The 22,761-nt window shown below is 64.5% G+C and carries 24 protein-coding genes; 8 read left to right on the top strand and 16 right to left on the bottom strand.

Features of this window, described 5'->3' with window-relative positions; translation table 11 throughout:
• Positions 1–24 precede the first annotated feature (24 nt).
• The 10 genes from IRZ77_RS03240 to IRZ77_RS03195 all read right to left on the bottom strand — a co-directional run bounded on the left by IRZ77_RS03240 (position 25) and on the right by IRZ77_RS03195 (position 9,412).
• Complete coding sequence (locus tag IRZ77_RS03240; RefSeq protein WP_196172840.1) at positions 25–1,806, bottom strand: ATP-binding protein; 1,782 nt, start codon at positions 1,804–1,806, stop codon at positions 25–27.
• A gap of 185 nt (positions 1,807–1,991) precedes the next feature.
• Entirely contained in the window at positions 1,992–2,555 is a 564-nt protein-coding gene (locus IRZ77_RS03235) for an NUDIX hydrolase (RefSeq protein ID WP_024087306.1), read from the bottom strand.
• A 21-nt stretch (positions 2,556–2,576) separates the two neighbouring features.
• Positions 2,577–3,323, bottom strand: a complete 747-nt coding sequence (locus IRZ77_RS03230; protein WP_013973031.1) for a GntR family transcriptional regulator — start codon at positions 3,321–3,323, stop codon at positions 2,577–2,579.
• 90 nt (positions 3,324–3,413) lie between these two features.
• Complete coding sequence (locus tag IRZ77_RS03225) at positions 3,414–3,803, bottom strand: carboxymuconolactone decarboxylase family protein (protein WP_196172838.1); 390 nt, start codon at positions 3,801–3,803, stop codon at positions 3,414–3,416.
• 209 nt (positions 3,804–4,012) lie between these two features.
• A complete protein-coding gene (locus IRZ77_RS03220; RefSeq protein WP_003258675.1) occupies positions 4,013–4,498 on the bottom strand; it encodes a flavin reductase family protein in 486 nt (161 codons plus the stop codon).
• A 13-nt stretch (positions 4,499–4,511) separates the two neighbouring features.
• Positions 4,512–5,993 (bottom strand): aldehyde dehydrogenase, encoded by a 1,482-nt coding sequence (locus tag IRZ77_RS03215; protein ID WP_108480611.1) that lies wholly within the window; start codon positions 5,991–5,993, stop codon positions 4,512–4,514.
• A complete protein-coding gene (locus tag IRZ77_RS03210) occupies positions 5,990–6,823 on the bottom strand; it encodes an alpha/beta fold hydrolase (RefSeq protein WP_085599121.1) in 834 nt (277 codons plus the stop codon). The genes IRZ77_RS03215 and IRZ77_RS03210 overlap by 4 nt, the downstream gene beginning before the upstream one ends.
• Positions 6,824–6,891: 68 nt before the next feature.
• Complete coding sequence (locus IRZ77_RS03205; RefSeq protein WP_003258678.1) at positions 6,892–7,488, bottom strand: amino acid synthesis family protein; 597 nt, start codon at positions 7,486–7,488, stop codon at positions 6,892–6,894.
• A 322-nt stretch (positions 7,489–7,810) separates the two neighbouring features.
• Positions 7,811–8,851: an LLM class flavin-dependent oxidoreductase gene (locus tag IRZ77_RS03200; protein ID WP_046615473.1), complete on the bottom strand. Its 1,041-nt coding sequence runs from the start codon at positions 8,849–8,851 to the stop codon at positions 7,811–7,813.
• Positions 8,852–8,926: 75 nt separating this feature from the next.
• On the bottom strand, positions 8,927–9,412 hold the full coding sequence (locus IRZ77_RS03195; RefSeq protein WP_003259250.1) for a flavin reductase family protein: 486 nt from the start codon (positions 9,410–9,412) through the stop codon (positions 8,927–8,929).
• A gap of 317 nt (positions 9,413–9,729) precedes the next feature.
• Here IRZ77_RS03195 and IRZ77_RS03190 point away from each other — a divergent pair, with 317 nt between their 5' ends.
• Complete coding sequence (locus IRZ77_RS03190; RefSeq protein ID WP_108480609.1) at positions 9,730–11,136, top strand: purine-cytosine permease family protein; 1,407 nt, start codon at positions 9,730–9,732, stop codon at positions 11,134–11,136.
• Positions 11,137–11,289: 153 nt separating this feature from the next.
• Here the strand turns inward: IRZ77_RS03190 and IRZ77_RS03185 are convergent, their stop codons facing one another.
• Positions 11,290–12,492: an NAD(P)/FAD-dependent oxidoreductase gene (locus tag IRZ77_RS03185; protein ID WP_196172836.1), complete on the bottom strand. Its 1,203-nt coding sequence runs from the start codon at positions 12,490–12,492 to the stop codon at positions 11,290–11,292.
• A 258-nt stretch (positions 12,493–12,750) separates the two neighbouring features.
• Here IRZ77_RS03185 and IRZ77_RS03180 point away from each other — a divergent pair, with 258 nt between their 5' ends.
• A complete protein-coding gene (locus IRZ77_RS03180; protein ID WP_003259245.1) occupies positions 12,751–13,290 on the top strand; it encodes an RrF2 family transcriptional regulator in 540 nt (179 codons plus the stop codon).
• A gap of 118 nt (positions 13,291–13,408) precedes the next feature.
• Here IRZ77_RS03180 and IRZ77_RS03175 read toward each other — a convergent pair whose 3' ends face one another.
• Entirely contained in the window at positions 13,409–14,320 is a 912-nt protein-coding gene (locus tag IRZ77_RS03175) for an AraC family transcriptional regulator (RefSeq protein ID WP_196172835.1), read from the bottom strand.
• A 103-nt stretch (positions 14,321–14,423) separates the two neighbouring features.
• Between IRZ77_RS03175 and IRZ77_RS03170 the strand changes: the two genes are divergently transcribed.
• The 5 genes from IRZ77_RS03170 to IRZ77_RS03150 all read left to right on the top strand — a co-directional run bounded on the left by IRZ77_RS03170 (position 14,424) and on the right by IRZ77_RS03150 (position 18,913).
• Positions 14,424–14,984 (top strand): carboxymuconolactone decarboxylase family protein, encoded by a 561-nt coding sequence (locus IRZ77_RS03170; protein ID WP_085599111.1) that lies wholly within the window; start codon positions 14,424–14,426, stop codon positions 14,982–14,984.
• A gap of 99 nt (positions 14,985–15,083) precedes the next feature.
• Positions 15,084–16,148: an acyl-CoA dehydrogenase family protein gene (locus IRZ77_RS03165; RefSeq protein ID WP_196172832.1), complete on the top strand. Its 1,065-nt coding sequence runs from the start codon at positions 15,084–15,086 to the stop codon at positions 16,146–16,148.
• The gene (locus IRZ77_RS03160; protein ID WP_108480606.1) at positions 16,145–16,966 is read left to right on the top strand and encodes an ABC transporter ATP-binding protein; all 822 of its coding nucleotides are present in this window, start codon (positions 16,145–16,147) and stop codon (positions 16,964–16,966) included. The genes IRZ77_RS03165 and IRZ77_RS03160 overlap by 4 nt, the downstream gene beginning before the upstream one ends.
• The gene (locus tag IRZ77_RS03155; protein ID WP_153670819.1) at positions 16,953–18,158 is read left to right on the top strand and encodes an ABC transporter substrate-binding protein; all 1,206 of its coding nucleotides are present in this window, start codon (positions 16,953–16,955) and stop codon (positions 18,156–18,158) included. The genes IRZ77_RS03160 and IRZ77_RS03155 overlap by 14 nt, the downstream gene beginning before the upstream one ends.
• A complete protein-coding gene (locus tag IRZ77_RS03150; RefSeq protein ID WP_108480604.1) occupies positions 18,158–18,913 on the top strand; it encodes an ABC transporter permease in 756 nt (251 codons plus the stop codon). Before IRZ77_RS03155 ends, IRZ77_RS03150 begins: the two co-directional genes overlap by 1 nt.
• Positions 18,914–19,009: 96 nt before the next feature.
• Here the strand turns inward: IRZ77_RS03150 and IRZ77_RS03145 are convergent, their stop codons facing one another.
• Both IRZ77_RS03145 and argC read right to left on the bottom strand, forming a co-directional pair.
• Positions 19,010–19,696 carry a GNAT family N-acetyltransferase gene (locus IRZ77_RS03145; protein ID WP_108480603.1) on the bottom strand — a complete coding sequence of 229 codons (687 nt, stop codon included), beginning with the start codon at positions 19,694–19,696 and terminating at the stop codon, positions 19,010–19,012.
• A 79-nt stretch (positions 19,697–19,775) separates the two neighbouring features.
• On the bottom strand, positions 19,776–20,717 hold the full coding sequence (gene argC / locus IRZ77_RS03140) for an N-acetyl-gamma-glutamyl-phosphate reductase (protein WP_108480602.1): 942 nt from the start codon (positions 20,715–20,717) through the stop codon (positions 19,776–19,778).
• Positions 20,718–20,824: 107 nt separating this feature from the next.
• Here argC and IRZ77_RS03135 point away from each other — a divergent pair, with 107 nt between their 5' ends.
• The gene (locus IRZ77_RS03135) at positions 20,825–21,706 is read left to right on the top strand and encodes a LysR family transcriptional regulator (RefSeq protein WP_196172830.1); all 882 of its coding nucleotides are present in this window, start codon (positions 20,825–20,827) and stop codon (positions 21,704–21,706) included.
• A gap of 23 nt (positions 21,707–21,729) precedes the next feature.
• Here the strand turns inward: IRZ77_RS03135 and IRZ77_RS03130 are convergent, their stop codons facing one another.
• Entirely contained in the window at positions 21,730–21,936 is a 207-nt protein-coding gene (locus IRZ77_RS03130) for a tautomerase family protein (RefSeq protein ID WP_061551649.1), read from the bottom strand.
• Positions 21,937–21,952: 16 nt separating this feature from the next.
• Positions 21,953–22,687: an SDR family NAD(P)-dependent oxidoreductase gene (locus IRZ77_RS03125; protein WP_108479848.1), complete on the bottom strand. Its 735-nt coding sequence runs from the start codon at positions 22,685–22,687 to the stop codon at positions 21,953–21,955.
• Positions 22,688–22,761 lie beyond the last annotated feature (74 nt).

Raw genomic sequence — 22,761 nt, 5'->3', positions numbered from 1 at the left:
GCCTGGCAGTGAACCCGTTGACCGTCACGCCTCAGGCGGTGGCTCCTGGGGCAGGTACAGGGTAAACGTGGTGCCCTGGCCCAGGACGCTGTTCACCTGCACATCGCCCCCGGACTGCCTGGCAAAACCGAACACCTGCGACAGCCCGAGCCCGGTGCCTTCGCCCGGCGCCTTGGTGGTGAAGAACGGGTCGAAGATGCGCTCCAGCAGTTCGGTGGCAATGCCGACACCGCTGTCGCTCACCGAGATCGCGGCGAACGGGCCCGGCTGTGGCGCCTGGCCGCGCAGGGCGGGCAGGCGCTGGTCGGCCTGCAGGCGCAGCTGCAAGGTGCCTTCGCCGGCCATGGCATCGCGGCCGTTGAGCATCAGGTTGATCACTGCGGTTTCCAGCTGGTTGAGGTCGGCGCGGATATGGCAAGGTGCCTGCGGCAACTCCAGCTCGACCTGGATCCGCGCACCAGTGGCCGTGTCGAGCATGTCGGCCATGGCCTCCAGCCTTGGCCCGGCCTCGAACACTTGCGGGCTCAAGGCCTGGCGACGGGCGAAGGCCAGCAACTGGCCGGTCAGCCTGGTACCGCGGTCGACGGTGTCGGACATGGTCTTGAGGTAGCGCTCGCGGCGCTGTGCGTCGAGGTTGGGGCGCTGCAGAAAATGCAGCGACGAGCGAATGATGGTCAGCAGGTTGTTGAAATCATGGGCCACGCCGCCTGTGAGTTGGCCGATGGCTTCGAGCTTCTGGGCCTGGCGCAGCACGGCTTCTGTGTGCAGCAGCTGGCTGGTGCGTTCTTCCACGCGCTGTTCGAGGGTGGCATTCAGCGCCTCCAGTGCCGCCATGGCTTCGCGAACTTCGGCGTGGGCCTGTACCCGCTGGATGTGCGCCCAGGAGCGCTCTGTGACTTCGCTGATCAGCGCCTGTTCGTAGTGGGTCCACTCCCGTGGCGCCTTGTCGTGGATGGCCATCAGCGCAGTCAGCCGACCGCCTTTGATCAGGGGCATGCAAATGGTCGCAGTAATGCCGATGGCCTGGAAGGTGGCAGCTTCCTGCGGGGGCAACTCGCTCAGGTTGTCCTGGATGACCAACGGCAGGCCACTGCGCAGGCGTCCGAGCGCCAGCGTGCCGAAATCCTGCAACCGATAGCGGCCCAACAGATGCGGCGAGCCGGGCGCCACGGAGTCACCACAGATGGTGAAACCGTCTTCGTCTGGTTCCATCACCGCATAGGCGCAACTCGACAGTTGCAGGTGCTCGACCAGCATGCGCGTGGTAGTGGCAAGGATCTGGTCCGGGTCGGTAGAGTCGGCCACGGCGCGGCCCAGGTTGTCGAGAAAGTTCAGGCGCTGGTTGGCAAGCACGCTGGTGGTGGTTTCGGTAACGGTATCCAGCATGCCCAGCACCTTGCCGTCGTGGTCGCGGATGGGGCTGTAGCAGAAGGTGAAATAGGCCTTTTCGGGGCCACCGTTGCGGTCGATGACGAGCGGGAAGTCTTCTATATACACCGCCTCGCCAGCCAGAGCACGGTTGGCCAAGTGGCCGATATCGGCCCAGGCCTCCTGCCACACAGCGCGGAAGGGGATACCCAGGGCTGAGGGCTTTTGTCCGAGGATCTGCGAGAAAGCGTCGTTGTGCAGGGTGAGCAGGTCAGGGCCCCAGAGCACGGCTTGCGGGAAGCGTGAGGCCAGGCACAGAGCCAGGCTGGTTTTCAGCGGGTCGGGCCAATGCTCCAGCGGGCCCAGCGGGGTGGCAGCCCAATCGTGGTTGCGGATGCGCTCGGCCATCAGCCCGCCGCCGTCTAGCCATTTTGCCATGTGCTCTGCTGGTCCTTTTGCGTAAGGCCTTAAGGGTGCATCCAGAATAGACGTTTGGCGAGAATTTTTGGTGGCTGTACCGGCCTCTTCGCGGGTAAACCCGCTCCTGAAGGAATAGCATGTTGCTCAAGGTGTGTACTTTACCTGCAGGGGGGCGGGTTTACCCTCGAAGAGGCCGGCCCCGGCTAGCGAATGAAGTGCACCTTGCCAGTGTCGTCATTGCCCATGTAGATGCCATAAACCCCGGCCTGCCGCTCGAGGATATAACGCTCGAGAATCTGCCGGATTGCCGGGTAGTAGATTTCGTCCCACGGGATCTCGTCCGGCTCGAAAAACCTGTACGCCAGCGTTTCCGTCCCGTACTGCCCGGTTTCCTCGGTGGCGATGGCGCGGAAGATGATGTAGACCTCGCTGATCTTCGGCACGCTGAAGATCGAGTACGGCGAGACGATCTCGGCGCGTACGCCGCTTTCTTCCCAGACCTCGCGCAGGGCTGCCTGCTCGGTGGTTTCGCCGGCCTCCATGAACCCGGCCGGCAAGGTCCAGGTGCCGGGGCGCGGGGGGATGGCGCGCTGGCACAGCAGGTACTTGCCATCACGCTCGATGATGCAGCCGGCGATGATCTTCGGGTTGATGTAGTGGATGTAGCCGCAGCCTGTGCAGTGCAGGCGTTCGTGGGTGTCGCCTGTGGGAACGCCCCGGGCCAGTTCCGTGGTGCAGTGCGGGCAGTAGCGCGGGGCGTTGGGCATGATCGCTGGCCTGTGGGTGGCTTAAATGCGTGGGTCCTTCAAGGCCAGGGGCTCGACCATCTCGCGCACCTTGACGTTGTCATCCTGCTTCTGGCGCAGGTAGTCCAGGGCCACCTTGGCGGCGGCGCGGACGTGGTCGACCGAGGCCTGATGGGCTACCAGCGGGTCGCCGCTCTTGATCGCCTCGACGATCTTTTCCATTTCGCGGTTGCTGGCGCCGCGGCGGTTCTCCTGCGACACCGAGGTGGCACGCAGGTAGCTGATGCGCGCCTGCAACTGGCGTAGCTGCTGGGCCGCCACCTGGTTGCCGGAGCCTTCCAGCAGCACATCGTAGAAACCTTGTACCGAGTCCAGCACCTGTTGCAGTTCGCCTTCTTCGAGGGCTTCGCGGTTGACCTCCAGCGCCCGTTCCAGGGCGCGGATGTCCTTGGCCTTGGCGTTTAGGGTGAACAGCTGCACGATCAGGCCTTCGAGCACGCAGCGCAGCTCGTAGATGTCGCGGGCGTCTTCCAGGGTGATGATGGCCACGCGCGGGCCCTTGGCGTCGGCGAATTCCACCAGGCCTTCGGATTCCAGGTGGCGCAGGGCTTCACGCACCGAGGTGCGGCTGACGCCGAGGCGGTCGCAGAGGTCGCGCTCGACCAGGCGGTCGCCTGGCAGCAGGTGGAAGTTCATGATCGCGGCGCGCAGCTTGTCGAGCACGATTTCGCGCAGGGTAACGGGGTTGCGGTTGACCTTGAAGCTGTCGTCGAGTGGCTGGCGTTTCATCAAGTGCGCTCTTAAAGAGGCTGCCCGGCCGCAACCGCAACAGCACCACGAACCTTGGGTGCTCCTTGCGTGGGTTCGAACAGCCCGGTGTTAACGGGTTGACTCCGCATCGGCTTCAGCGAACGCTTCGCGGGCCAGGCGGAAACTGTCCACCGCCGCGGGCACGCCGCAATAAATGCCGACCTGGAGCAGGATCTCGCGAATCTGTTCACGGCTCAGGCCATTACGCAAGGCGCCGCGAATGTGCAGCTTGAGCTCGTGGGGCCGGTTGAGCGCGGAAATCATGGCCAAGTTTATCATGCTGCGCTCTTTGAGCGACAAGCCTTCGCGGCCCCAGATGTGGCCCCAGCAGTATTCGGTGACCAGCTCCTGCAATGGCCTGGTGAAGTCGTCGGCGTTCTGGATCGAGCGGTTGACGTAGTCCTCGCCCAGCACCTGGGTGCGGATCTGCAGGCCTTTTTCGTACTTTTCATTGCTCATGTGCAGTACTCCGGAATAAAACGGGGGACGCAACCGAGGGTGAGACGGTAGCGCGGCCCCTAAAAAAAGGGTGAAACAGGGGCCGCTGTGCGGCCCATCGCCGGCAAGCCAGCTCCCACAGATACAGCGCAGGGCCACAGGCCTGTGGAATCCCTGTGGGAGCTGGCTTGCCGGCGATGGGCTGCACGGCAGCCCCGGCGATCTCAAGGTCAGCCCAGGGGCGGCAGGGCGCCCAGCTTGCCCTTGTGATAGACCATTGGCGTCACCGGCTCGGCCGGCAGCACCAGGTTCTTCACCGCGCCGACGATGATCGCGTGGTCACCGCCGTCGTACTCGCGCCACAGTTCGCACTCGATGATCGCCGTGGCCTTGGCCAGCAGCGGGTTGCCCAGCTCGCTCAGGTGCCAGTCGATGCCTTTGGCCTTGTCCTTGCCCTTGCCGGCGAAGGCATAGGCCTCGGCGGTCTGGTCGGCAGACAGCAGGTGAATCGCGAACTGCTTGCTGTCACGCAGGATGGGGTAGGTGTCGGAGGCGTAGTTGGGGCAGAACAGCACCAGCGCCGGGTCGATCGACAGCGCGCTGAACGCGCTGGCAGTGATGCCGACGATGCCGCCGTCGGCGTCGAGGGTGGTGACCACCGTGACGCCGGATGGGAAGGAGCCCATCACGTCTTTGTAGATGCCTGGTTCGATCATCTTGTGCTACCTCTTAGCGCATCACAAACGGGTCGGGCATCGGCGCGGTGGACAGGTTGATCCACACCGTCTTCAGCTCGGTATAGGCCAGCACCGAATCGATGCCGCTCTCACGGCCGTAGCCGCTGTTCTTGAACCCGCCGATCGGCGCCATGGCCGACACGGCACGGTAGGTGTTGACCCAGATGATCCCCGAACGCACGTCGCGGGCCAGGCGGTGGGCACGGCCCAGGTCGCGGGTCCAGATGCCGGCGGCCAGGCCGAACTGCGAGTCGTTGGCGATGGCCAGGGCCTCTTCCTCGGTCTTGAAGCGGATTACCGCAGCAACCGGGCCGAACACCTCTTCCTGCATGATGGTCATCGAGTTGCTGTCGCACTCGAACAGGGTCGGCTCGTAGAACCAGCCGTCACCCTCGACCTCGGCACGTTTGCCGCCCATGTGCAGCTTGGCGCCTTCGGCCTTGGCAGCGGCAACCAGGCCTTCGACCACGGCCAGCTGCTGCGCGGTGGCCATGGGGCCCATTTCGCTGGCGTCGTCCTGCGGGTTGCCGATGCGGATGCGCTTGGCGCGGGCGATCAGGCGTTCCACGAATTCGTCGAAGATCTCGTCCTGCACCAGCAGGCGAGAGCCTGCCACGCAGCTTTGCCCGGAGGCGGCATAAATGCCGGCCACGGCGCCGTTGATGGCGCTGTCCAGGTCGGCGTCGGCGAAGATGATGTTCGGCGACTTGCCGCCCAGCTCCAGCGACAGCTTGGCGAAGTTCTCGGCGCTGCTGCGCACCACGTGGCGGGCGGTGGCGGCGCCGCCGGTAAAGGCAATCTTGCGCACCAGCGGGTGGCGGGTCAGCGCCGCGCCGGTGCTGGGGCCGTAGCCGGTGACCACGTTGACCACGCCTGGCGGGAAGCCGGCTTCGAGGGCCAGGCGGGCCAGCTCGAGGATGGTCGCCGAGGCGTGCTCGGACGGCTTGAGCACGATGGTATTGCCGGCGGCCAGGGCCGGGGCCAGCTTGATCGCAGTGAGGTACAGCGGGCTGTTCCACGGGATGATCCCGGCCACCACGCCGATCGGCTCGTGCACGGTGTAGGCGAACAGGTCGGGCTTGTCCAGCGGCAGGGTGCCGCCTTCAAGCTTGTCGGCAAGGCCTGCGGTGTAGTGGAAGAACTCTGGCAGGTAGCCGACCTGGCCGCGGGTTTCGCGGATCAGCTTGCCGTTGTCACGGCTTTCCAGTTGGGCCAGGTGTTCCTTGTTTTCGGCAATCAGGTCACCCAGGCGACGCAGCAGCTTGCCGCGCGCGGTGGCGGTGATGCTGCGCCACTCCTTGCTGTCGAAGGCACGCTGGGCGGCCTGCACGGCCAGCTCCACATCGGCCTCGTCGGCGTCGGGCAGTTGCGCCCAGGCCTGGGCGGTGGCCGGGTTGAGGCTGTCGAAGGTCTTGCCGCTCTGGGCATCGCGCCATTGGCCGTCGATGCACATCTGGAAACGAACGAGGGTCATGCAACAATCCCCTTGGCGGATTCGGTGAGGGTGCGGGCTTGCGCGAGGAAGTCCAGCAGCATCTTGTTGACTTCACGCGGTGCTTCCACCGGCATCATATGCCGTTGCTCGGCGAGGACCACGCTATGCGCGCCAGGAATGCTGGCGGCGAGCTGGCGGGTCATGGCCGGGGTGGATCCCGAGTCGAGTTCGCCGGTGGCGATCAGCGTCGGCACCTGGATACTGGCCAGGTCGGCGGCGCGGTACATGTCCTGGGTGGCGAACAGCGAGTAAGTGGTGTGGTAGCCCTGCGGGTCGTTGCTCGCCAGCACCTGGCGAATGGCAGCGACCTGCGCCGGGTTGGCAGCCTTGTATTCTCGGCTGAACCAGCGGTCGAGCGCGGCGTCGACGTTGGCATCAGGGCCCAGCTGCGCAGCCTGGGCGGCGCGGGCGATAACGCCGGCACTCTGCTCGGGGGTGCGGTTGAACACGCTGTTGAGCACTACCAGTGCGGCCAGGCGCTGCGGGTAGCCGAGGGCGAACGCCCGGGCGACCAGGCCACCCATGGAGAAGCCGATCACGGTGGCTTGCGCGATCTGCAGGTGGTCGAGCAGTTCGACGAGCTGGGCAGCATAGCCTTCCAGGCCGATGTCGGCGGCTGGCAGCGCGCTCTGGCCGTGGCCGAGCATGTCGTAGGCGATGACGCGGTAGTCGTTGGCCAGGCCAACGAACTGACCACCCCACATTTCCTTGTTCAGGCCCACGCCGTGGATCAGTACCACGGGTTGGCCCTGGCCGACGGACAGGTAGCTGGTGCCGGCGGGTGTGCGTTCAGCGACAGGCTGAATCATGGAGGGCGCTCCTTGAAGGTCGGGCGCGGCGGGTAAGCACGCCACGCCCCGGCCCGTCTTGGTTGTTGTTATTGAGCGTTGGCTTTTTCGGCGGCCAGTTCTTCCAGGTCGATATAGCGGTTACCGATGCGCGGGTGCAGGCGGCCGCCGTCGGAGGCGCCCAGGACCACGACGATTTCATCGGCACGCGGGGCATCTTCGATCTGCATTTCCAGGGTGATGTAGTGCGAACGCAGGCCTTCGTCGTCCTTCTGCATCATCGGGATCTGGATCGAGGTGCCCGGGCCGCCGCGCTTGTTGGTGAAGCTCAGGTAGCTCTTGGCCTGTACCGCTTCGCGGTAGTGGTTGCCAAAGCGCAGGGTGTGGATCACCGCCGAGGCGTGTTCGATTTCGCCGTCGGCGCCGACGACTGCGGCCTTGCCGTAGGCTTCGATCTTGTCGGCGCCGCCGATGGCAGCCGTCAGGCGCTCGACCATCAGGGCACCCAGGTCCGAGCAGTTGGCACGGATTTCCGGCTTCAGATCTTCAACAAAACCGCGACCAGCCCATGGGTTCTTGATCACGACGGCCAGGCCGACCATGGTCACCGGCTTGTCGGTGGCCTTGCCGCCTTCGATGCGGGTCTCTTCGGAGTAGGTGACGATCTTGCGGATTTCGAAACTCATGGGTGGCTCCTGGTGAGGGTTATCAGCTCTTGTTGTCTGATGGTATACCATAATATTTGTTGTGCAAGAGGTGGCTGGAAATTTCTCTTGCGAGGGGACGAAAGGCGGCCTGATGCCTTGATTCCTGCGGTTTCTGTACTGGCCTCTTCGCGGGCTTGCCCGCTCCCACAGGGATCGCACGGCATTCATGGCCTGTGCTGTCCCTGTGGGAGCGGGCAAGCCCGCGAAGAGGCCGGTGCAGGCTTCAAAAAAAAGCCCGCTCACGCGGGCCACGGGGCCCACGGGAGCGGGCGCGTCCCGCAATGTTTCAGGCAATGGGAATTCAGGCGAACGCCGGCACCACTTCCTTGATGAAGAGCTCCAGCGATTTCTTCTTCTCGGCGTGGGGCAGGCTGTTGTCGCACCAGAAGCTGAACTCGTCGACGCCGAGTTCCTGGTAGTACTTGATACGCGCGATGATCTCTTCCGGCGTGCCGATCATGGTGTTCTTGCGGATGTTCTCCAGCTCGAACGCCGGCACTTCGGCGAACTTCGATTCCGGGCTCGGCTCCAGGAAACCGTTGACCGGGGTGGTCTTGTTACCGAACCAGGCATCGAAGGTGCGGTAGAAGCGCGAGATGGCCTGGGCGCCGACTTTCCAGCCTTCCGGCTCGGCCGGGCTGTGCACGTGGGTGTGGCGCAGCACCATCAGTTGCGGGCGTGGCACGCCAGGGTTGTTGTCCAGTGCGGCCTGGAATTTGTTCTTCAGGTCCAGCACTTCCTCGTCACCCTTCATCAGCGGGGTGACCATGACGTTGCAGCCATTGGCCACGGCGAAGTTGTGCGAGTCCGGGTCGCGGGCAGCGATCCACATCGGTGGGGTGGCGTTGAACGGCTTCGGTACGCTGGTGGACGTGGGGAACTTGTACACTTCGCCGTCATGGGCGTAGTCGCCTTCCCACAGCTTGCGCACAACCGGCACCATTTCGCGCAGTGCCTTGCCGCCGTCGGTAGCCGGCATGCCACCTGCCATGCGGTCGAACTCGAACTGGTAGGCGCCACGCGCCAGGCCCACTTCCATGCGGCCCTTGCTGATCACGTCGAGCAGGGCGCATTCGCCCGCCACGCGGATCGGGTTCCAGAACGGCGCGATGATGGTGCCGGCGCCCAGGCGGATCTTGTCGGTGCGCGCAGCCAGGTACGCCAGCAACGGCATCGGGCTTGGCGAAATGGTGTACTCCATGGCGTGGTGTTCGCCGATCCACACGGTGCTGAAACCGCCGTTCTCGGCCATCAGGGTCAGTTCGGTCAGGTCTTCGAACAGCTGGCGGTGGCTGACCTGTTCATCCCAACGTTCCATGTGCACGAACAACGAAAATTTCATGGGGCTTTCCTCAACGCTTGAAAGGGGCTGGCGCCTGGCAGGGTTGGCACCAGCGGTCTCGATTCAGTACAGGTTTCAGGCAAAGGCCGGCAGGCTGGCCATCTTGCCGCGGCAGTACACCATCGGCCGTGGCGCCTCTTCAGGGACGATCAGGTTGTGTACCTTGCCGACCATGATGGCGTGGTCGCCACCTTCGTATTCGCGCCACAATTCGCATTCGATGACCGCGGTGGCACCGGCCAGGATCGGGTTGCCCAGTTCGCTCAGGGACCACTCGATGCCACTGGCCTTGTCCTTGCCCTTCTTGGCGAACGCATAGGCTTCGGCCTGCTGTTCACCGGACAACAGATGAATGGCAAAGCGCTTCTGCCTGATCAGCACAGGGTAGGAGTCGGAGGTGTAGTTGGGGCAGAACAGCACCAGCGGCGGGTCCATCGACAGGGAGGAAAAGGCGCTGGCGGTCAGGCCGACGACCGAGCCATCGTCGTCCAGGGTGGTGATGACGGTAACGCCGGACGGGAAGGAGCCCAGGACATGCTTGTAGACGGTTGCGTCGATCATCTGGTGTACCTCTGTAGGGCTGCGGTGGTCCGCGGTTTTTATCGTTGATGTGTCTGATGGTATACCGTAATACCTATTTTGCAAGCGGAATTTTCAAGCGAGGGTATTGCGCGATGAACGGCTCAAGCCCTTGTATGCCGTGGGTTTGAGCGGTAAGGCGGTTTGCCGCAGAGGTTGTGCGAGCGGATCAGTGGGTGTTTTTTCCTACGGATCAGTGTTGTCAAAAATTTGGAATACCATAATATGGTCTTCAGCTGAGAGGCCGCCTAGATGCGGTTTCCTTACAAAGATAAAAACGACCTTTCGAGCTGAATCCTATGTCCCAACCGTCGTCGCAACACCAGTTTGTCGAGAATCACACGGTCGATTACGTTCCACCTGCCGAGCGCCACGGGAAGGCGCGCGACCTGTTCACCCTCTGGTTCAGTACCAACATCGCGCCACTGCCCATCGTCACCGGCGCCATGGTGGTCCAGGTGTTCCACCTGAACCTGTTATGGGGGCTGGTCGCCATCGTGCTGGGCCATCTTGTCGGGGGCGTGGTCATTGCCCTTGCTTCTGCGCAGGGACCGCAGCTGGGCATTCCACAGATGGTGCAGAGCCGTGGCCAGTTCGGCCGCTACGGCGCCTTGCTGATCGTGTTCTTCACCGCGCTGATCTATGTCGGTTTCTTCATTTCCAACATCGTCCTGGCGGGCAAGACCATCCACGGCATCACCCCGAGCGTGCCGATGCCGGGTGCGATCGTGATCGGTGCGCTGAGTGCCACCGCCATTGGCGTGATCGGCTATCGTTTCATCCACATCCTCAACCGTATCGGTACCTGGGTGATGGGTTCGGCGCTGCTGGCCGGCTTCATCATGATGTTCGCCCAGGAACTGCCGGCCGACTTCTTCAGCCGTGGCGCGTTCAACCTGTCGGGCTTCATCGCCACCGTGTCGCTGGGCACCATCTGGCAGATAAGCTTCTCGCCGTATACCTCCGACTACTCGCGCTACCTGCCGCGTGAAGTGGGCATTGCCAAGCCGTTCTGGGCCACCTACTTCGGCGCTACCCTGGGGACCATCCTGTGCTTCAGCTTTGGTGCGGTGGCAGTGCTGTGCGTGCCGGAAGGTACCGATGCGATGGACGCGGTCAAGCAGGCCACCGGCTGGTTGGGCCCGATCCTGATGGTGCTGTTCCTGCTCAACATCATCAGCCACAACGCCCTCAACCTGTATGGCGCCGTGCTGTCGATCGTGACTGCAATCCAGACCTTCATCGCCGATTGGACGCCGAGCATCAAGGTACGGGTGGTGCTGGCTACGGTGATTCTGGTCGGCTGCGGCATGGTCGCGCTGAATGCCTCGGCGGACTTCATCGGCCAGTTCATCGGCTTGATCCTGGCGCTGCTGCTGGTGCTGGTGCCGTGGGCATCGATCAACCTGATCGACTTCTACCTGATCAAGAAGGGCCAGTACGACATCGCTTCGATCTTCAGCGCCGACGGGGGCATCTATGGCCGCTTCAACCACCACGCGATCATTGCCTATGCCTGCGGCATCCTGGTGCAGTTGCCGTTTGCCAATACGTCGCTGTATGTGGGGCCGTATTCCAATATCGTCGAAGGGGCTGACCTGTCGTGGCTGTTCGGCTTGCTGGTGACGGTGCCGCTGTACTACTGCCTGGCGACTCGGGGCACAGCTGCCGGGAAGGCGGGGCGGGTTGTGAGTGCCAGTGACTGATAGATTGGCGTTGCTGTAAAAGGGGCTGCGTTGCAGCCCATTCGCAGCACAAGGCTGCTCCTGCAAAGCAATCGCGTTGCCTGTAGGAGCAGCCTTGTGCTGCGAATGGGCCGCAACGCGGCCCCGGCTATTTCAGCTCACGCCTTGCTGCGGTCAGACGATCGCGATCAGTGGGTCGGCAGCGGCCAGTGCCAGGGCTCGGTCAGCCGCTGGCGGGTAGATCCACACCGAGTTGATCTGGCGTTTGAGGTCCTTGCCTTCCTGGCCGTGCAGCTTCAGTTCGCGCTCCCAACCCTCGCTGAACGTCGCGCCCCATTCGCCCAGGTCCAGGCAGGTGACGTACTTGGGCTGGCGGTACACCACCGGCTGCAGGCCGAGCAGGTCGGCCGCGGCGTTGTTGCCGGAGTGGCGCCCCATGGGGATGGCGTGTTGGCAGGTCATCAGGGCGTGGTTGCCCAGCTCGTCCACCGCGGCCCAGGCGGTGTCACCCGTGGCGTACACATGCTCCTGGCCCAGCACCTTCAGGTGACTGTCCACTTTCAGCCGGCCGAAGTTGTCGCGTTCGCCGGCAACCTGTGCAGTCAGCGGGCTGGCCTTAACGCCAACAGTCCAGATCACGGTGTTGCTGGCGATATGGTCGCCGTTGTCCAGGGTAACGCCACCGGCATCGACAGCCACCACCGAAGCCCCGGCCTTCCACTCGACCCCGGCCTGCTCGCAGGCGGCGATGATCGACGGCGTGATACCCGCGCCCAGCGCCGCACCAATTTGCGCACCACGGTCGAACACCACCACCCGCAGCGCCGCACTGGCGCCGAGGATGGCACGCAGGCGGGCAGGCATTTCCGTGGCGGTTTCAATACCTGTGAAGCCACCACCGCAGACCACCACAGTATTGCGTGCAGGCGAAGCGGGCAGGGCGGCCAGGCCGACCAGGTGCTGTTCCAGGCGCATGGCCGATTCCATCTGGTCGACATCGAATGCATGTTCGGACAAGCCAGGCACTGCCGGTCGCGCGACCTGGCTGCCCGCGGCAAGGATCAGGCGGTCGTAGGCGATCTGTTGCTGGTGCCCCTGGGTGTCGGTGTAGCTGACGCTGCGCCCTTCGGTATCGATGCTGTCGGCGTTGCCTGGGATGAAGTGAATGCCCACGGCTTCGAACAGCTCGCCCAGCGGGGCCTTCATGCCGTGCACATCGGCCTCGTAGAAGCGCGGGCGAATGCGCAGTTCAGGCTGCGGAGCGAGGACACTGATGCTGATGTCGGCACGTTGGGCCTGGTCGAGCAGGCGCGCGGCGCTCAGGGCGCTCCATACACCGGCAAAGCCGGCACCGATGATGAGGATGTTCGATTTCATGAGGGTGCTCCGCAAGGTTCGAAGAGGGCTTCGAGGGCGAGTTGTGTGCCACTCGAATAACTACGACTGTATTTGTCGTAGTTATTGGGTGCAAGTTTTTTTTGCACGCAGGCGACATTGCGCACCACCGTTTCCTGGCCGAAATAGCCGTATTTACTGGGACGAATGAAAAAAGCAGGCCGACCGGCGGCAGCTGCGAGCTTTGCGGCGCAGGTACTACAGGCGTATCATTTGCGACAAGATTGGTCGGAGATAGATATGTCGCTCTACAGTGCTGGCGTCGAATACGGTATCCATTGCCTGCTGTTCCTGGTGGACGAGCGGGGCGACTCGCGTGAGTCCAGCGTGCGCGACCTGGCGGAGCTGCAGGGTGTACCTCAGGAGTACCTGGCCAAGGTATTCACCAAGCTGGCCCGTGCCGGTCTGGTGGCCGCCACCGAAGGCGTGCGTGGTGGCTTCAGGCTGGCGCGGCCGTCGGATGAAATCACCGTGCTGGATATCGTCAATGCCATCGACGGGCCGAAGAAGATCTTCGACTGCCGCGAAGTTCGCGAGCGTTGCAGCCTGTTCGAGGGTTCGCCCCCGGGTTGGGCAACCGAGGGCACCTGCGCGATCCACGCGGTGATGCTGGGTGCGCAGAAGCGCATGGAAGAGGCCCTGGCGCAGCAGACCATTCTTGACCTGGCGCGGCGGTTCGGGCGCAAGGCGCCGGCCGAATTCGGGCAGAAGGTCAATGCCTGGATGGGTGAGCGGCGGGAGGGCAAAGGGGCAGGGGATATTCCAGTCAGTCAGGTCTGAATCTGTTGCCTGCACCGGCCTCTTCGCGGGTAAACCCGCTCCCACAGGGGCATCACAATCTCTGAAACTTGTGGGGTACCTGTGGGAGCGGGTTTACCCGCGAAGAGGCCAGTCCAGGCTAACGCCCCTCATGCTCTCGCCGATACGCCCCCGGCTGCACCCCCACTGCCTTGGCAAACGCCCGGGTAAACGCCGCCACCGATTGATACCCCGCCTGCGCCCCCACCTGCTCCACGGTATGCCCCGCCCGCAGCAACTGGCTGGCATGGCGCATGCGCAACGCCAGCAGTACTTGCCCCGGCGACTGCCCCGCCAGCTCATTGAAACGCTTGAAAAATGCCGACCGCGACAACCCGGTGCAGGCGGCCATGCTTTCCAGTGTCCATGCTTGCCCTGGTTGCTCGATCAACTGCTCCAGCAACCCGGCAAACGCCGGTTGCCGGGCGAGGGCGACCAGCCCGCCCAGCGATTGCCCGGCATGCACCTGCTGGCGCAGCACATACAGGAACAACAAGTGCGTCAGCCGCTCCAGCAGCGTCTGTGACGGCCCGGCGGCGCGCCGGCATTCCTCCAGGATCAGCTCGAACAACGCCCGCGCCGCATGCCCGGCCGGTTCATCGGCGCGCAGCAATATCCAGTCAGCCAAGCCCTCGACGATCAGCGCCGACAAGCCCGGCCTGAAATGGAAGAAACCACATACCAACCCCACGCCATCGACCGCGTCGGCGTCCATGGCCTGCATGTGTTGGCGCGGCTGGGCGCAAGCACTGGCCGGGTCCTGGTCGCTGGCCAGGCGATAGCCGAGATCGCGCAGCAGGAACACCGCATCGCCGGCCTCCAGACGCAGCGCCTCGGGCTGGCCATCGATGTGCAGCCAGCAATGCCCTTGCACCACCAGGTGGAAGCTGGCCCGGCCCATGCCTTCGGTGCTGGCGTGCCAGCCGCCGCAATAGCGGCCAACATGGAACAGGCTGGCATCGAGCTCCAGGCCCTCTAATAACCAATCGACAAGATGGCTGGACGAAATCATCTAATGCAAAGACTCAAGAGCAAGGAAAGGCGACTGATGAATATGGAGGGTAGTTCTTATAACCAACAGACTGTAGCGACACCCATCAAAAGGAGACCACTCCATGTCCTCGCGCATTACTTTACACACGCTGCAGAGCGCCCCGGAAGCGGCTCGTCCGTTCCTCGAGAACGCCCAGAAGAATTCCGGCTTCATCCCCAACCTGCTGGGCGTGCTGGCCAATGCCCCGGCGGCACTGGAAACCTACGTGACCGTTTCGGCACTCAACGGCAAATCCGAACTGAGCCTGGCCGAGCGTGAAGTGGTGCAGTTGATTGCAGCCACCCAGCATGGCTGTGACTTCTGCGTGGCCGGCCACACGGCTGTGGCCCTGAACAAGGCCAAGCTGCCGCAGGAGGTGGTCGATGCCCTGCGTGCCCGTGGCGAGCTGCCCGATGCCCGTTATGAAACCCTGGCTGCGTTCGCCCGCGAAGTGATCGCCACCCGTGGCAATGTCAGCGAACCCACTTACCAGGCCTTCCGCGCAGCCGGTTTCAGCGAGGGCAATGCCCTTGAGGTGATTCTGGGTGTGAGCCTCGCAACCCTGTGCAACTTTGCTAATGTGTTCGCCCAGACGCCGCTCAATGACGAGCTCGGCAAGTACCGCTGGCAACCTTCTGCTTGATCCGCGTGCGATACCGGTCGTAGCGCGATCGTTGTAGGAGCGGCCTTGTGCCGCGAATGGGCCGCCAAGCGGCCCCGGCGTTTTCAAAGGAGCAAGACCATGCAAGATTGTGCATTTCGACACTGGCTGGATGCCAATGCCGAGGCCATTGACCGGGGCCAGTGCGAGCCGCAGCTGGTGCTGGCGCAAATCGCCGAATCGCAACTGCTGCGTGTCGGTGTCGACCCGGCCTTGGGCGGCGCCGGTGGGCAGGTAACCGACGCGGTCGAGGCCATCGCCGCAATCGCCAGCCGCTCGCTGGCAGCGGCGTTCGTCTGCTGGGGCCAGCGCGCCTTCATCGAATACCTGTTGCACAGCCCCAACCAGCCCCTGCGCGAGCAGCTGTTACCGCGCCTGCTGACTGGCGAACTGGCTGGTGCCACCGGGCTGTCCAATGCCATGAAGTTCCTGTCCGGCATCGAAGCGCTGCAGGTTCGAGGGCGCCCGCAAGCCGATGGCTGGCAGTTGGAAGGGCGCCTGCACTGGGTGACCAACCTGCGCAAAAGCGGCTTCGTGGTGGCTGCGGCTATCGAAGACGAAACCGGTGGCGCACCGTTCGTGCTGGCCATTCCGTCCGACGCACAGGGCCTGGAGCGTTCCGACGACCTGCAACTGATGGGCCTGCAGTCGAGCAACACCGCTGCACTGGCCTTCCACCAGGTGCAATTGCAGCGTGGCTGGTTGCTGCACGAAAATGCCCGCGAATTCCTGCCCCGGGTACGCCCGGCGTTCCTGGCGCTGCAGTGCGGCATGGCTATTGGCCTTGCGCGGCGGGCGTTGGCGGAAGTGCAGGCACACCTGCATGGCCGTGCCTCGTTCCTCGACGAAGCACGCCAGGTGCTCGGCGAGCGCCTGGAAAATACCGTGAGCGAGCTCAAGCAGGGCCTGCTCGATGGGCGCTTCCAGCAGCAGCCAGCAGCCTTGTTCAAGCTGCGCATCACCCTGGCCGAAAGCGCGGCCGACGCCGTGCAACTGGAGTTGCAGGCCAGTGGTGGCAAGGCCTACCTCAGCGAGTATGGCGAAGGCTTTGCCCGCCGCTGGCGCGAGTCGGCCTTCGTGCCGATCGTCACGCCCAGCCTGGTGCAACTGCGCGCCGAACTGCAACGCCAGGCGGGCGCGGCATGAGCCAAGTGTTGCTCGAAGCCCGCGACATCAGCCTGGGCTACCCGCGCGAGGGGGGCTGGCAGGCGGTGCTGGCGCAGTTCGACCTGCAGCTGGCCCCCGGCGAAGTGGTGACCATCCTCGGCCCGAGCGGGGTCGGCAAGTCCAGCCTGTTGCGGGTACTGGCCGGCCTGCAGCAGCCCCGCGGTGGCAGCGTGACCCTGCACGGCCAGCCGCTGCAAGGCCCGCACCCACGCCTGGCGGTGGCCTTCCAGGACCCGAGCCTGTTGCCCTGGTTGAGCCTGGAGAAGAACGTCGCCTTCGGCCTGGACTTCGCCCGTCAGCCAAAAGTTGCCGCCGCCGAACGGCGCGCACGCATCGACCATGCGATTGCCGCCGTGGGCCTGGCCCATGCTCGCGGCCAGTACCCGGCGCAGTTGTCCGGCGGCATGGCCCAGCGCACCGCGCTGGCCCGCTGCCTGGCTCGTCAGCCCGAAGTGCTGTTGCTCGACGAGCCGTTCGGCGCGCTGGATGAAGTGACCCGGGCCGACATGCAGCAGCTGCTGCTGCAACTGATCGCCACCCACAACACGGCGGCGGTGCTGATCACCCACGATATCGACGAAGCCCTGCTGCTGTCCGACCGCGTTCTGCTACTGGGCAACCACCCAGCGCACACCCTCGGGCAGTGGCACATCGACCTGCCGCAACCACGGACGCAGCGGGTCGAGGAACTGGGCGCCTTGCGCATCGAAATCCTCAAAACCCTTCGGCGGGCAAGCCGCACAGTCGAACCTACCCCAACCCCGTTGCCCTCGGAGGCTGTCCATGTGCATGGATGACTGCTGTTCCTCTTCTTCGCGTCGCGATTTCCTCAAGCTCGGCGCCATGCTCACGGCTGCCGGTGCGCTGCCGCTGCTATCGAGCCTGCAAGCCCGTGCCGCCACCGAGCCGGACGCGCCGGTGCGTATCGGCTACCTGCCGATCACTGACGCCACGCCGCTGCTGGTGGCGCACAACAACGGCCTGTTCGAGGCCGAAGGCATCAAGGCCGAGCGCCCGGTGCTGCTACGCAGCTGGGCGCAGGTGATCGAGGCGTTCATCTCTGGCCAGGTCAACGTCATCCACTTGCTGTCGCCGATGACCGTATGGGCCCGCTACGGCAGCAAGGTGCCGGCCAAGGTGGTGGCCTGGAACCACGTGGGCGGTTCAGGCCTGACCGTGGCCCCGGACATCAGCGACATGAAACAGCTCGGTGGCAAGACCGTGGCCATCCCGTTCTGGTACTCGATCCACAACGTGGTGCTGCAACAGATGCTCAACGACAATGGCCTGACCCCGGTGTCGAAGCCTGCCAATGCGCCGCTGGCTGGCAATGAAGTCAACCTGCTGGTATTGCCGCCGTCCGACATGCCACCAGCGCTGGCCAGCAAGCGCATTGCAGGCTATATCGTCGCCGAGCCATTCAACGCCCTGGCCGAGAACCTCAAGGTTGGCCGCGTGCAACGCTTTACCGGCGATGTGTGGCGCAACCACGCCTGCTGCGTGGTGTTCATGCACGAGCACGACCTGAACAACCGCCCGGAGTGGTCGCAGAAGGTGGTCAACGCCATCGTCAAGGCGCAGCAATGGACCCGTGATCACCGCGCCGAGGCCGCCGCATTGTTGTCCAAGGCCGGCCCCAACAAGTACACCCCGCATGAACCTGCGGTGCTCGGCAAAGTGCTGGCACCGGCCGCCGAGGACCGTGCCGGTTACATTGCCAGTGGCGCCATTCGCCACCAGCAGTGGGACGAAAGGCGCATCGATTTCCAGCCTTACCCGTTCCCCAGCTACACCGAAGAGCTGGTCAAGCGCCTGAAAACCACCCTGATCGAGGGTGACAGCGCGTTCCTGGCCGGCCTGGACCCGGCACAGACCGCCCGCGACCTGGTCGACGACCGCTTCGTGCGCAACGCCATCGCCAGCGTTGGCGGGCCGTCGGTGTTCGGCATCGGCGATAACTTCGAGCGTAGCGAGGAGTTTGCGGTCTGATGCGCACGCATTTCGTTCATGCCGGCCTGGGGCTGGCCGGGTTGCTGGGTTTGTTGCTGTTGTGGTGGGCCGGTGTCGCGTTGTTTGGCCAGGCCGATGGCCTGTCGGCGCGCTTTTCGCCGGCAGCGACCCTGGCCAGCCTGGTCGAGTTGCTGGGGCAGGGCGAGGTGTACGGGCATATCTGGGTCAGCCTCAAACGTATCCTGGTAGGGCTGCTGCTGGCGCTGCTGATCGGCGTGCCGCTGGGCTTGCTGGTGGGCAGCTACCGGCACCTGGAGGCTGCGACCACGCCGGCGTTCCAGTTCCTGCGCATGATCTCGCCGCTGTCGTGGATGCCGGTGGTGGTGATGCTGATGGGCGTGGGGGACCAGCCTATCTACTTCCTGCTGGCGTTTGCCGCGTTGTGGCCGATCCTGTTGAACACGGCGGCCGGGGTAAGGCAGCTGGACCCACGCTGGTTGCAGTTGAGCCGCAGTTTGAGTGCCACGCGCCGGGAGACCTTGTGCAAGGTGATTGTGCCCGGGGTGATCGGCCATGTTCTGACTGGCGTGCGTCTGGCCATCGGCATCCTGTGGATCGTGCTGGTGCCGTGCGAAATGCTCGGGGTGAGTGCGGGGCTTGGGTATTTCATTCTCGATACCCGCGACCGGCTGGCGTATTCCGAGCTGATGGCGATGGTGCTGCTGATCGGGGTGCTGGGGTTTGTGCTGGATGCCCTGGCGCGTGGGCTGCATCGGCGTTGGGTGCATGGCTGAAGGGCCGGTGGGGCTTCTTCGCGGGCTTGCCCGCTCCCACAGTTTGGCTTTGTGAAATCCTGTGGGAGCGGGCGAGCCCGCGAACAGGCCCTTGGATCAATGCACGGTCTTGCGCTGCCGTACACACTCCTGGGCCTGGGCGGTCAGTTCGTCCAGCCGCTCATCCCGCATCTGTTCCGCTTCGATCATCGCATCCTCACCCTGCTGGTTGAGCAGGTAGGTATGGATCTGCATCACTTCCGCCGTCTGGTAGATCGGCGCAATATCCAGCCTCCCGATCAGCGCGCCGCTAGCCCGCCCGGTACTGCTCATCAGTACCTGCGGCCCATTGGCGGCCACCACCTGCATGCCCATCGCCTCGAACCACGGTACCTGGCTGGCAAAGGCATTCAGCTCGACGCAGGCATGGCGTGCCTGCAGGTCGCCCAGCAGGGCGCGGGCGATGCCCTGGCGACGATGGCTGGCGCGCACGGCGAGGAACGCCAGGGCGCACGCCTGGTCATCGTCCTCGGCCGGCAGTGACAGGGCGAACCCCAGCAATTGGTCCGGTGCCTCGGCATCCAGCGCCAGGGTCAGCGCCACGGCCAGGCCGCGGGTGCCGTCCAGTGCTTGCAGGTACTGGTGCACCTCCATGCCGACGCCATACTGGTACAGCGGGTACAGCGGGTTGTCGGCGCAGATGGCGACACTGCTCAGTTCGCCGACATTGTGGATCACCAGTTCGCGGATCTGGTTCTGGAAAGATTCAGGCGGCACGCTGTCGAGGCGGCTCAGGATGAACATCGGGGTGCGGGCTCCGGCGGGTGGATGGACGGCCCGCGCCGTGCGGGCGCGGGCTGCACAGTCTAACCGGTTTTGCCGATCAGCCTTGTACCTGCAATGCACCGAGCATCAGGTCGAGGTTCTGCACCGCCGCACCGGAGGCACCTTTGCCAAGGTTGTCGAACACTGCGGTCAGCAGCACCTGGCCATGCTCGGGGTTGGCGTAAAGCGCCAGGCGCAGGTCGTTGCTGTCGTTCAACGCCTCGGGGTCGAGGTTCGGCGCTGCGCCGTGCTGGTGCAGGGGCATCAGCTGGACATGGCGGGCACCCTGGTAGTGCTGCTGCAGGCAGGCCTGCAGCTGTTCGGCACTGACCTGGCCGGGCAGCAGGCGCAACTGCAGCGGGATGCTCAACACGATGCCTTGGCGGTAGGCACCGTAGCCGGGCATGAACATCGGCCGCGCCGACAGCCCGGCGTGCTGCTGGATTTCCGGCACGTGCTTGTGTGCCAGCTCCAGGCCGTAAAGTTGCAGGGCTGGGGTTTTGCCGACGGCGGGCTGTTCATGCCGTTCGACTGCGGCGCGGCCACCGCCGGAATAGCCGGAGATGGCGTGGATGTTCAGCGGGTAATCCGCTGGCAGCAGGCCGGCCTTGACCAGTGGGCGCAGCAGGGCGATGGCGCCGGTGGGATAGCAGCCGGGGTTGCTGACGCGCTTGCTGTGCGCGATGCGCTCGGCTTGCTGCTCGTCAAGCTCCGGCAGGCCATAGACCCAGCCTGGGCTGGTACGGTGCGCGGAGCTTGCGTCGATCACCCGCACCTGCGGGTTGTGGATCGCCGCCACGGCCTCGCGGGCAGCATCGTCGGGCAGGCACAGCAGGGCGATGTCGGCATTGTTGATTGCCTCGCGGCGGCGGTGCGGGTCTTTGCGCTCGGCTTCGGGCAGGGTCAGCAGGCGCAGATCGCTGCGGCCTTGCAGGCGGGCATGGATCTGCAGGCCGGTGGTGCCTTGGTCACCGTCGATGAAGACAACAGGGGTGTGCATGGTCAAAGTCCGATCGGGGAGGGATGGCCTATGCTCGCTTGTGGCTCTGGTAAAGAAAATTTGAATATGATGATCGAGATATTCATCTTTCCTGAACGAGTTGGCCCATGCGCGAAATCAGCCTCGATCGCCTCCGCACCCTGGTGGTCATTTCAGACCTGGGCTCCTTTGCCGAAGCCGCCCGCCAGCTCAACCTGGCACCGCCCACCATCAGCCTGCACGTGGCCGAGCTGGAGGCGCGCATCGGCGCCTCGTTGCTTACCCGCACCCGCGGCCAGGTGCGGCCCACGGTCATTGGCGAAACCCTGCTGGCCCGTGCCCGCCGCCTGCTGGCCGACGCCGACCTGGCGCTGGATGAAGTGCGCCGGCAGGTCGAGGGCCTGACGGGCCGGGTGCGCCTGGGTGCCTCCACCGGCGCCATCGCCCACCTGCTGCCGCAGGCGCTGGAGCACTTGCGCACGGTGCACCCGGGGATCGATGTGCAGGTACAGGTGCTGACCTCCCAGGCCTCGTTGGCGCGCTTGCGCGAGGGCACGCTGGATATCGGCCTGGTGGCCTTGCCGCAGGTTGCCGGCAAAGGGCTTGCGGTTACGCCCTGGCGGCGTGACCCGATCCTGGCCTACGTGCCGGCCGACTGGCAGCCACCGGCCAGGGTCACGCCGGCCTGGCTGGCGCAGCGGGCGTTGATCCTCAACGACAGCAGCACCCAGCTTTCGCGGGTGACCGGCGAGTGGTTCGCGGCAGCGGGGTTGTACCCCGAGCCGCGAATCGAGCTGAACTACAACGATGCGATCAAGAGCCTGGTCGGGGCCGGGTATGGGGCGACGTTGCTGCCGCAGGAGGGGGCGTCGGCCGAGCTGGACCGGCGCATTGCCCGCCGGCCGCTGCGGCCGGGGTTGTGGAGGCAACTGGGCATTGCCTGTCGGGAAGGGCAGGTGGAGCTGGCCACGGGGTATGTGTTGCAGTCGCTGGAGCGGTTGCGTCAGTAGGGGCTGCACAGCAGCCCCTGGGGTCACCCTCGCTCTCGGGCCCGCACTGCGGTCACTGTCTCTCCACCAACCCCCCAGTTATCGGTCGGCACCTCTTCGATCACCACGAAGGTACTGGCCGGCGGCTTGCCCAGCACCTGCTGCAGCATGCGGGTCGTCTGTTCGATCAGCTGGCGCTTGTGCTCAGCGCTTACGCCTTCATCGGTCACGCGGATGTGAACATAGGGCATGGTTCTCGCTCCTCTGTCAGTGCCAGGTGCCAGCGGTGCTACCGCCATCCACCGGCAGGATCACGCCACTGACGAAGCGTGAGTCGGCCAGGTACAACACTGCATCCACGACATCCTGCGGCGAGCCGGTGCGGCCACTGGGTGACAGCACGCCCATGCCTTGTGTGTTGCCGCCATGCAGCGGTGTGTCGATGATCCCAGGTGCCACCGCATTCACCTGCACGCCGCTGGCTGCCAGTTCCAGCGCCAGGCCTTTCACCGCCTGGTTCAGGCCGCCCTTGACCAGTACCGGCAGCAGGGCTGGCACGCGGGTATCCGGTTGCAAGGCGATGGAGGCGGTGATGGCGATGATCTGCCCATGCCCTTGCCTGGTCATGACCCGCGCCGCTTCCTGGGCTGGGTAGAAGAACCCCTTGAGGTTGGTGCCGACCAGAGCGTCGACATCCGCTTCGCTGTACTCGGCAAACGGCTTGGCAATGAAGATGCCGGCGTTGTTGATCAGCAGGTCGACCCCGCCAAAGGCTTGCTCGGCGCTGGTGAACAGTTGCTGCGCCGTGTCTGGCTCGGCGATGTCGCCAGCCACGCCGATGAAGCGCGAAGGGTTGCCGAGGCGGGCTGCGGCTTGCTCCAGGCGGGCCTGGCTACGGGCGTTGCCGACCACGTTGTCGCCGCGTTCGAGGAAGGCCTCGGCTAGGGCGAAACCCAGGCCGCTCGAGGCCCCGGTAATGATGACGGTGCGTGGCGTGTTCATGTGCATGATCTCCAGTGAAGTGAGCCAGGGGCTCGGTGTGAAGCCACTGTAGGTTGCAATAAGCACTTGAAAAA

Origin of the sequence: Pseudomonas pudica (assembly GCF_015680405.1) — a bacterium.
GTDB classification, from domain to species: Bacteria; Pseudomonadota; Gammaproteobacteria; order Pseudomonadales; family Pseudomonadaceae; genus Aquipseudomonas; species Aquipseudomonas pudica.
This window is presented reverse-complemented; position numbering and strand designations above follow the sequence as displayed.

What these genes read in the sequence shown, in the direction of transcription:
- IRZ77_RS03125 (WP_108479848.1), bottom strand. Translation starts at nt 22,687, where the DNA reads ATGAACACGCCACGCACCGTCATCATTACCGGGGCCTCGAGCGGCCTG.
- IRZ77_RS03225 (WP_196172838.1), bottom strand. Translation starts at nt 3,803, where the DNA reads ATGAGCAATGAAAAGTACGAAAAAGGCCTGCAGATCCGCACCCAGGTG.
- IRZ77_RS03210 (WP_085599121.1), bottom strand. Translation starts at nt 6,823, where the DNA reads ATGATTCAGCCTGTCGCTGAACGCACACCCGCCGGCACCAGCTACCTG.
- IRZ77_RS03235 (WP_024087306.1), bottom strand. Translation starts at nt 2,555, where the DNA reads ATGCCCAACGCCCCGCGCTACTGCCCGCACTGCACCACGGAACTGGCC.
- IRZ77_RS03150 (WP_108480604.1), top strand. Translation starts at nt 18,158, where the DNA reads ATGCGCACGCATTTCGTTCATGCCGGCCTGGGGCTGGCCGGGTTGCTG.
- IRZ77_RS03145 (WP_108480603.1), bottom strand. Translation starts at nt 19,696, where the DNA reads ATGTTCATCCTGAGCCGCCTCGACAGCGTGCCGCCTGAATCTTTCCAG.
- IRZ77_RS03185 (WP_196172836.1), bottom strand. Translation starts at nt 12,492, where the DNA reads ATGAAATCGAACATCCTCATCATCGGTGCCGGCTTTGCCGGTGTATGG.
- IRZ77_RS03220 (WP_003258675.1), bottom strand. Translation starts at nt 4,498, where the DNA reads ATGATCGAACCAGGCATCTACAAAGACGTGATGGGCTCCTTCCCATCC.
- IRZ77_RS03130 (WP_061551649.1), bottom strand. Translation starts at nt 21,936, where the DNA reads ATGCCCTATGTTCACATCCGCGTGACCGATGAAGGCGTAAGCGCTGAG.
- IRZ77_RS03230 (WP_013973031.1), bottom strand. Translation starts at nt 3,323, where the DNA reads ATGAAACGCCAGCCACTCGACGACAGCTTCAAGGTCAACCGCAACCCC.
- IRZ77_RS03190 (WP_108480609.1), top strand. Translation starts at nt 9,730, where the DNA reads ATGTCCCAACCGTCGTCGCAACACCAGTTTGTCGAGAATCACACGGTC.
- IRZ77_RS03240 (WP_196172840.1), bottom strand. Translation starts at nt 1,806, where the DNA reads ATGGCAAAATGGCTAGACGGCGGCGGGCTGATGGCCGAGCGCATCCGC.
- IRZ77_RS03195 (WP_003259250.1), bottom strand. Translation starts at nt 9,412, where the DNA reads ATGATCGACGCAACCGTCTACAAGCATGTCCTGGGCTCCTTCCCGTCC.
- IRZ77_RS03170 (WP_085599111.1), top strand. Translation starts at nt 14,424, where the DNA reads ATGTCCTCGCGCATTACTTTACACACGCTGCAGAGCGCCCCGGAAGCG.
- IRZ77_RS03135 (WP_196172830.1), top strand. Translation starts at nt 20,825, where the DNA reads ATGCGCGAAATCAGCCTCGATCGCCTCCGCACCCTGGTGGTCATTTCA.
- IRZ77_RS03215 (WP_108480611.1), bottom strand. Translation starts at nt 5,993, where the DNA reads ATGACCCTCGTTCGTTTCCAGATGTGCATCGACGGCCAATGGCGCGAT.
- IRZ77_RS03165 (WP_196172832.1), top strand. Translation starts at nt 15,084, where the DNA reads ATGCAAGATTGTGCATTTCGACACTGGCTGGATGCCAATGCCGAGGCC.
- IRZ77_RS03205 (WP_003258678.1), bottom strand. Translation starts at nt 7,488, where the DNA reads ATGAGTTTCGAAATCCGCAAGATCGTCACCTACTCCGAAGAGACCCGC.
- IRZ77_RS03200 (WP_046615473.1), bottom strand. Translation starts at nt 8,851, where the DNA reads ATGAAATTTTCGTTGTTCGTGCACATGGAACGTTGGGATGAACAGGTC.
- IRZ77_RS03155 (WP_153670819.1), top strand. Translation starts at nt 16,953, where the DNA reads ATGTGCATGGATGACTGCTGTTCCTCTTCTTCGCGTCGCGATTTCCTC.
- IRZ77_RS03175 (WP_196172835.1), bottom strand. Translation starts at nt 14,320, where the DNA reads ATGATTTCGTCCAGCCATCTTGTCGATTGGTTATTAGAGGGCCTGGAG.
- IRZ77_RS03160 (WP_108480606.1), top strand. Translation starts at nt 16,145, where the DNA reads ATGAGCCAAGTGTTGCTCGAAGCCCGCGACATCAGCCTGGGCTACCCG.
- argC (WP_108480602.1), bottom strand. Translation starts at nt 20,717, where the DNA reads ATGCACACCCCTGTTGTCTTCATCGACGGTGACCAAGGCACCACCGGC.
- IRZ77_RS03180 (WP_003259245.1), top strand. Translation starts at nt 12,751, where the DNA reads ATGTCGCTCTACAGTGCTGGCGTCGAATACGGTATCCATTGCCTGCTG.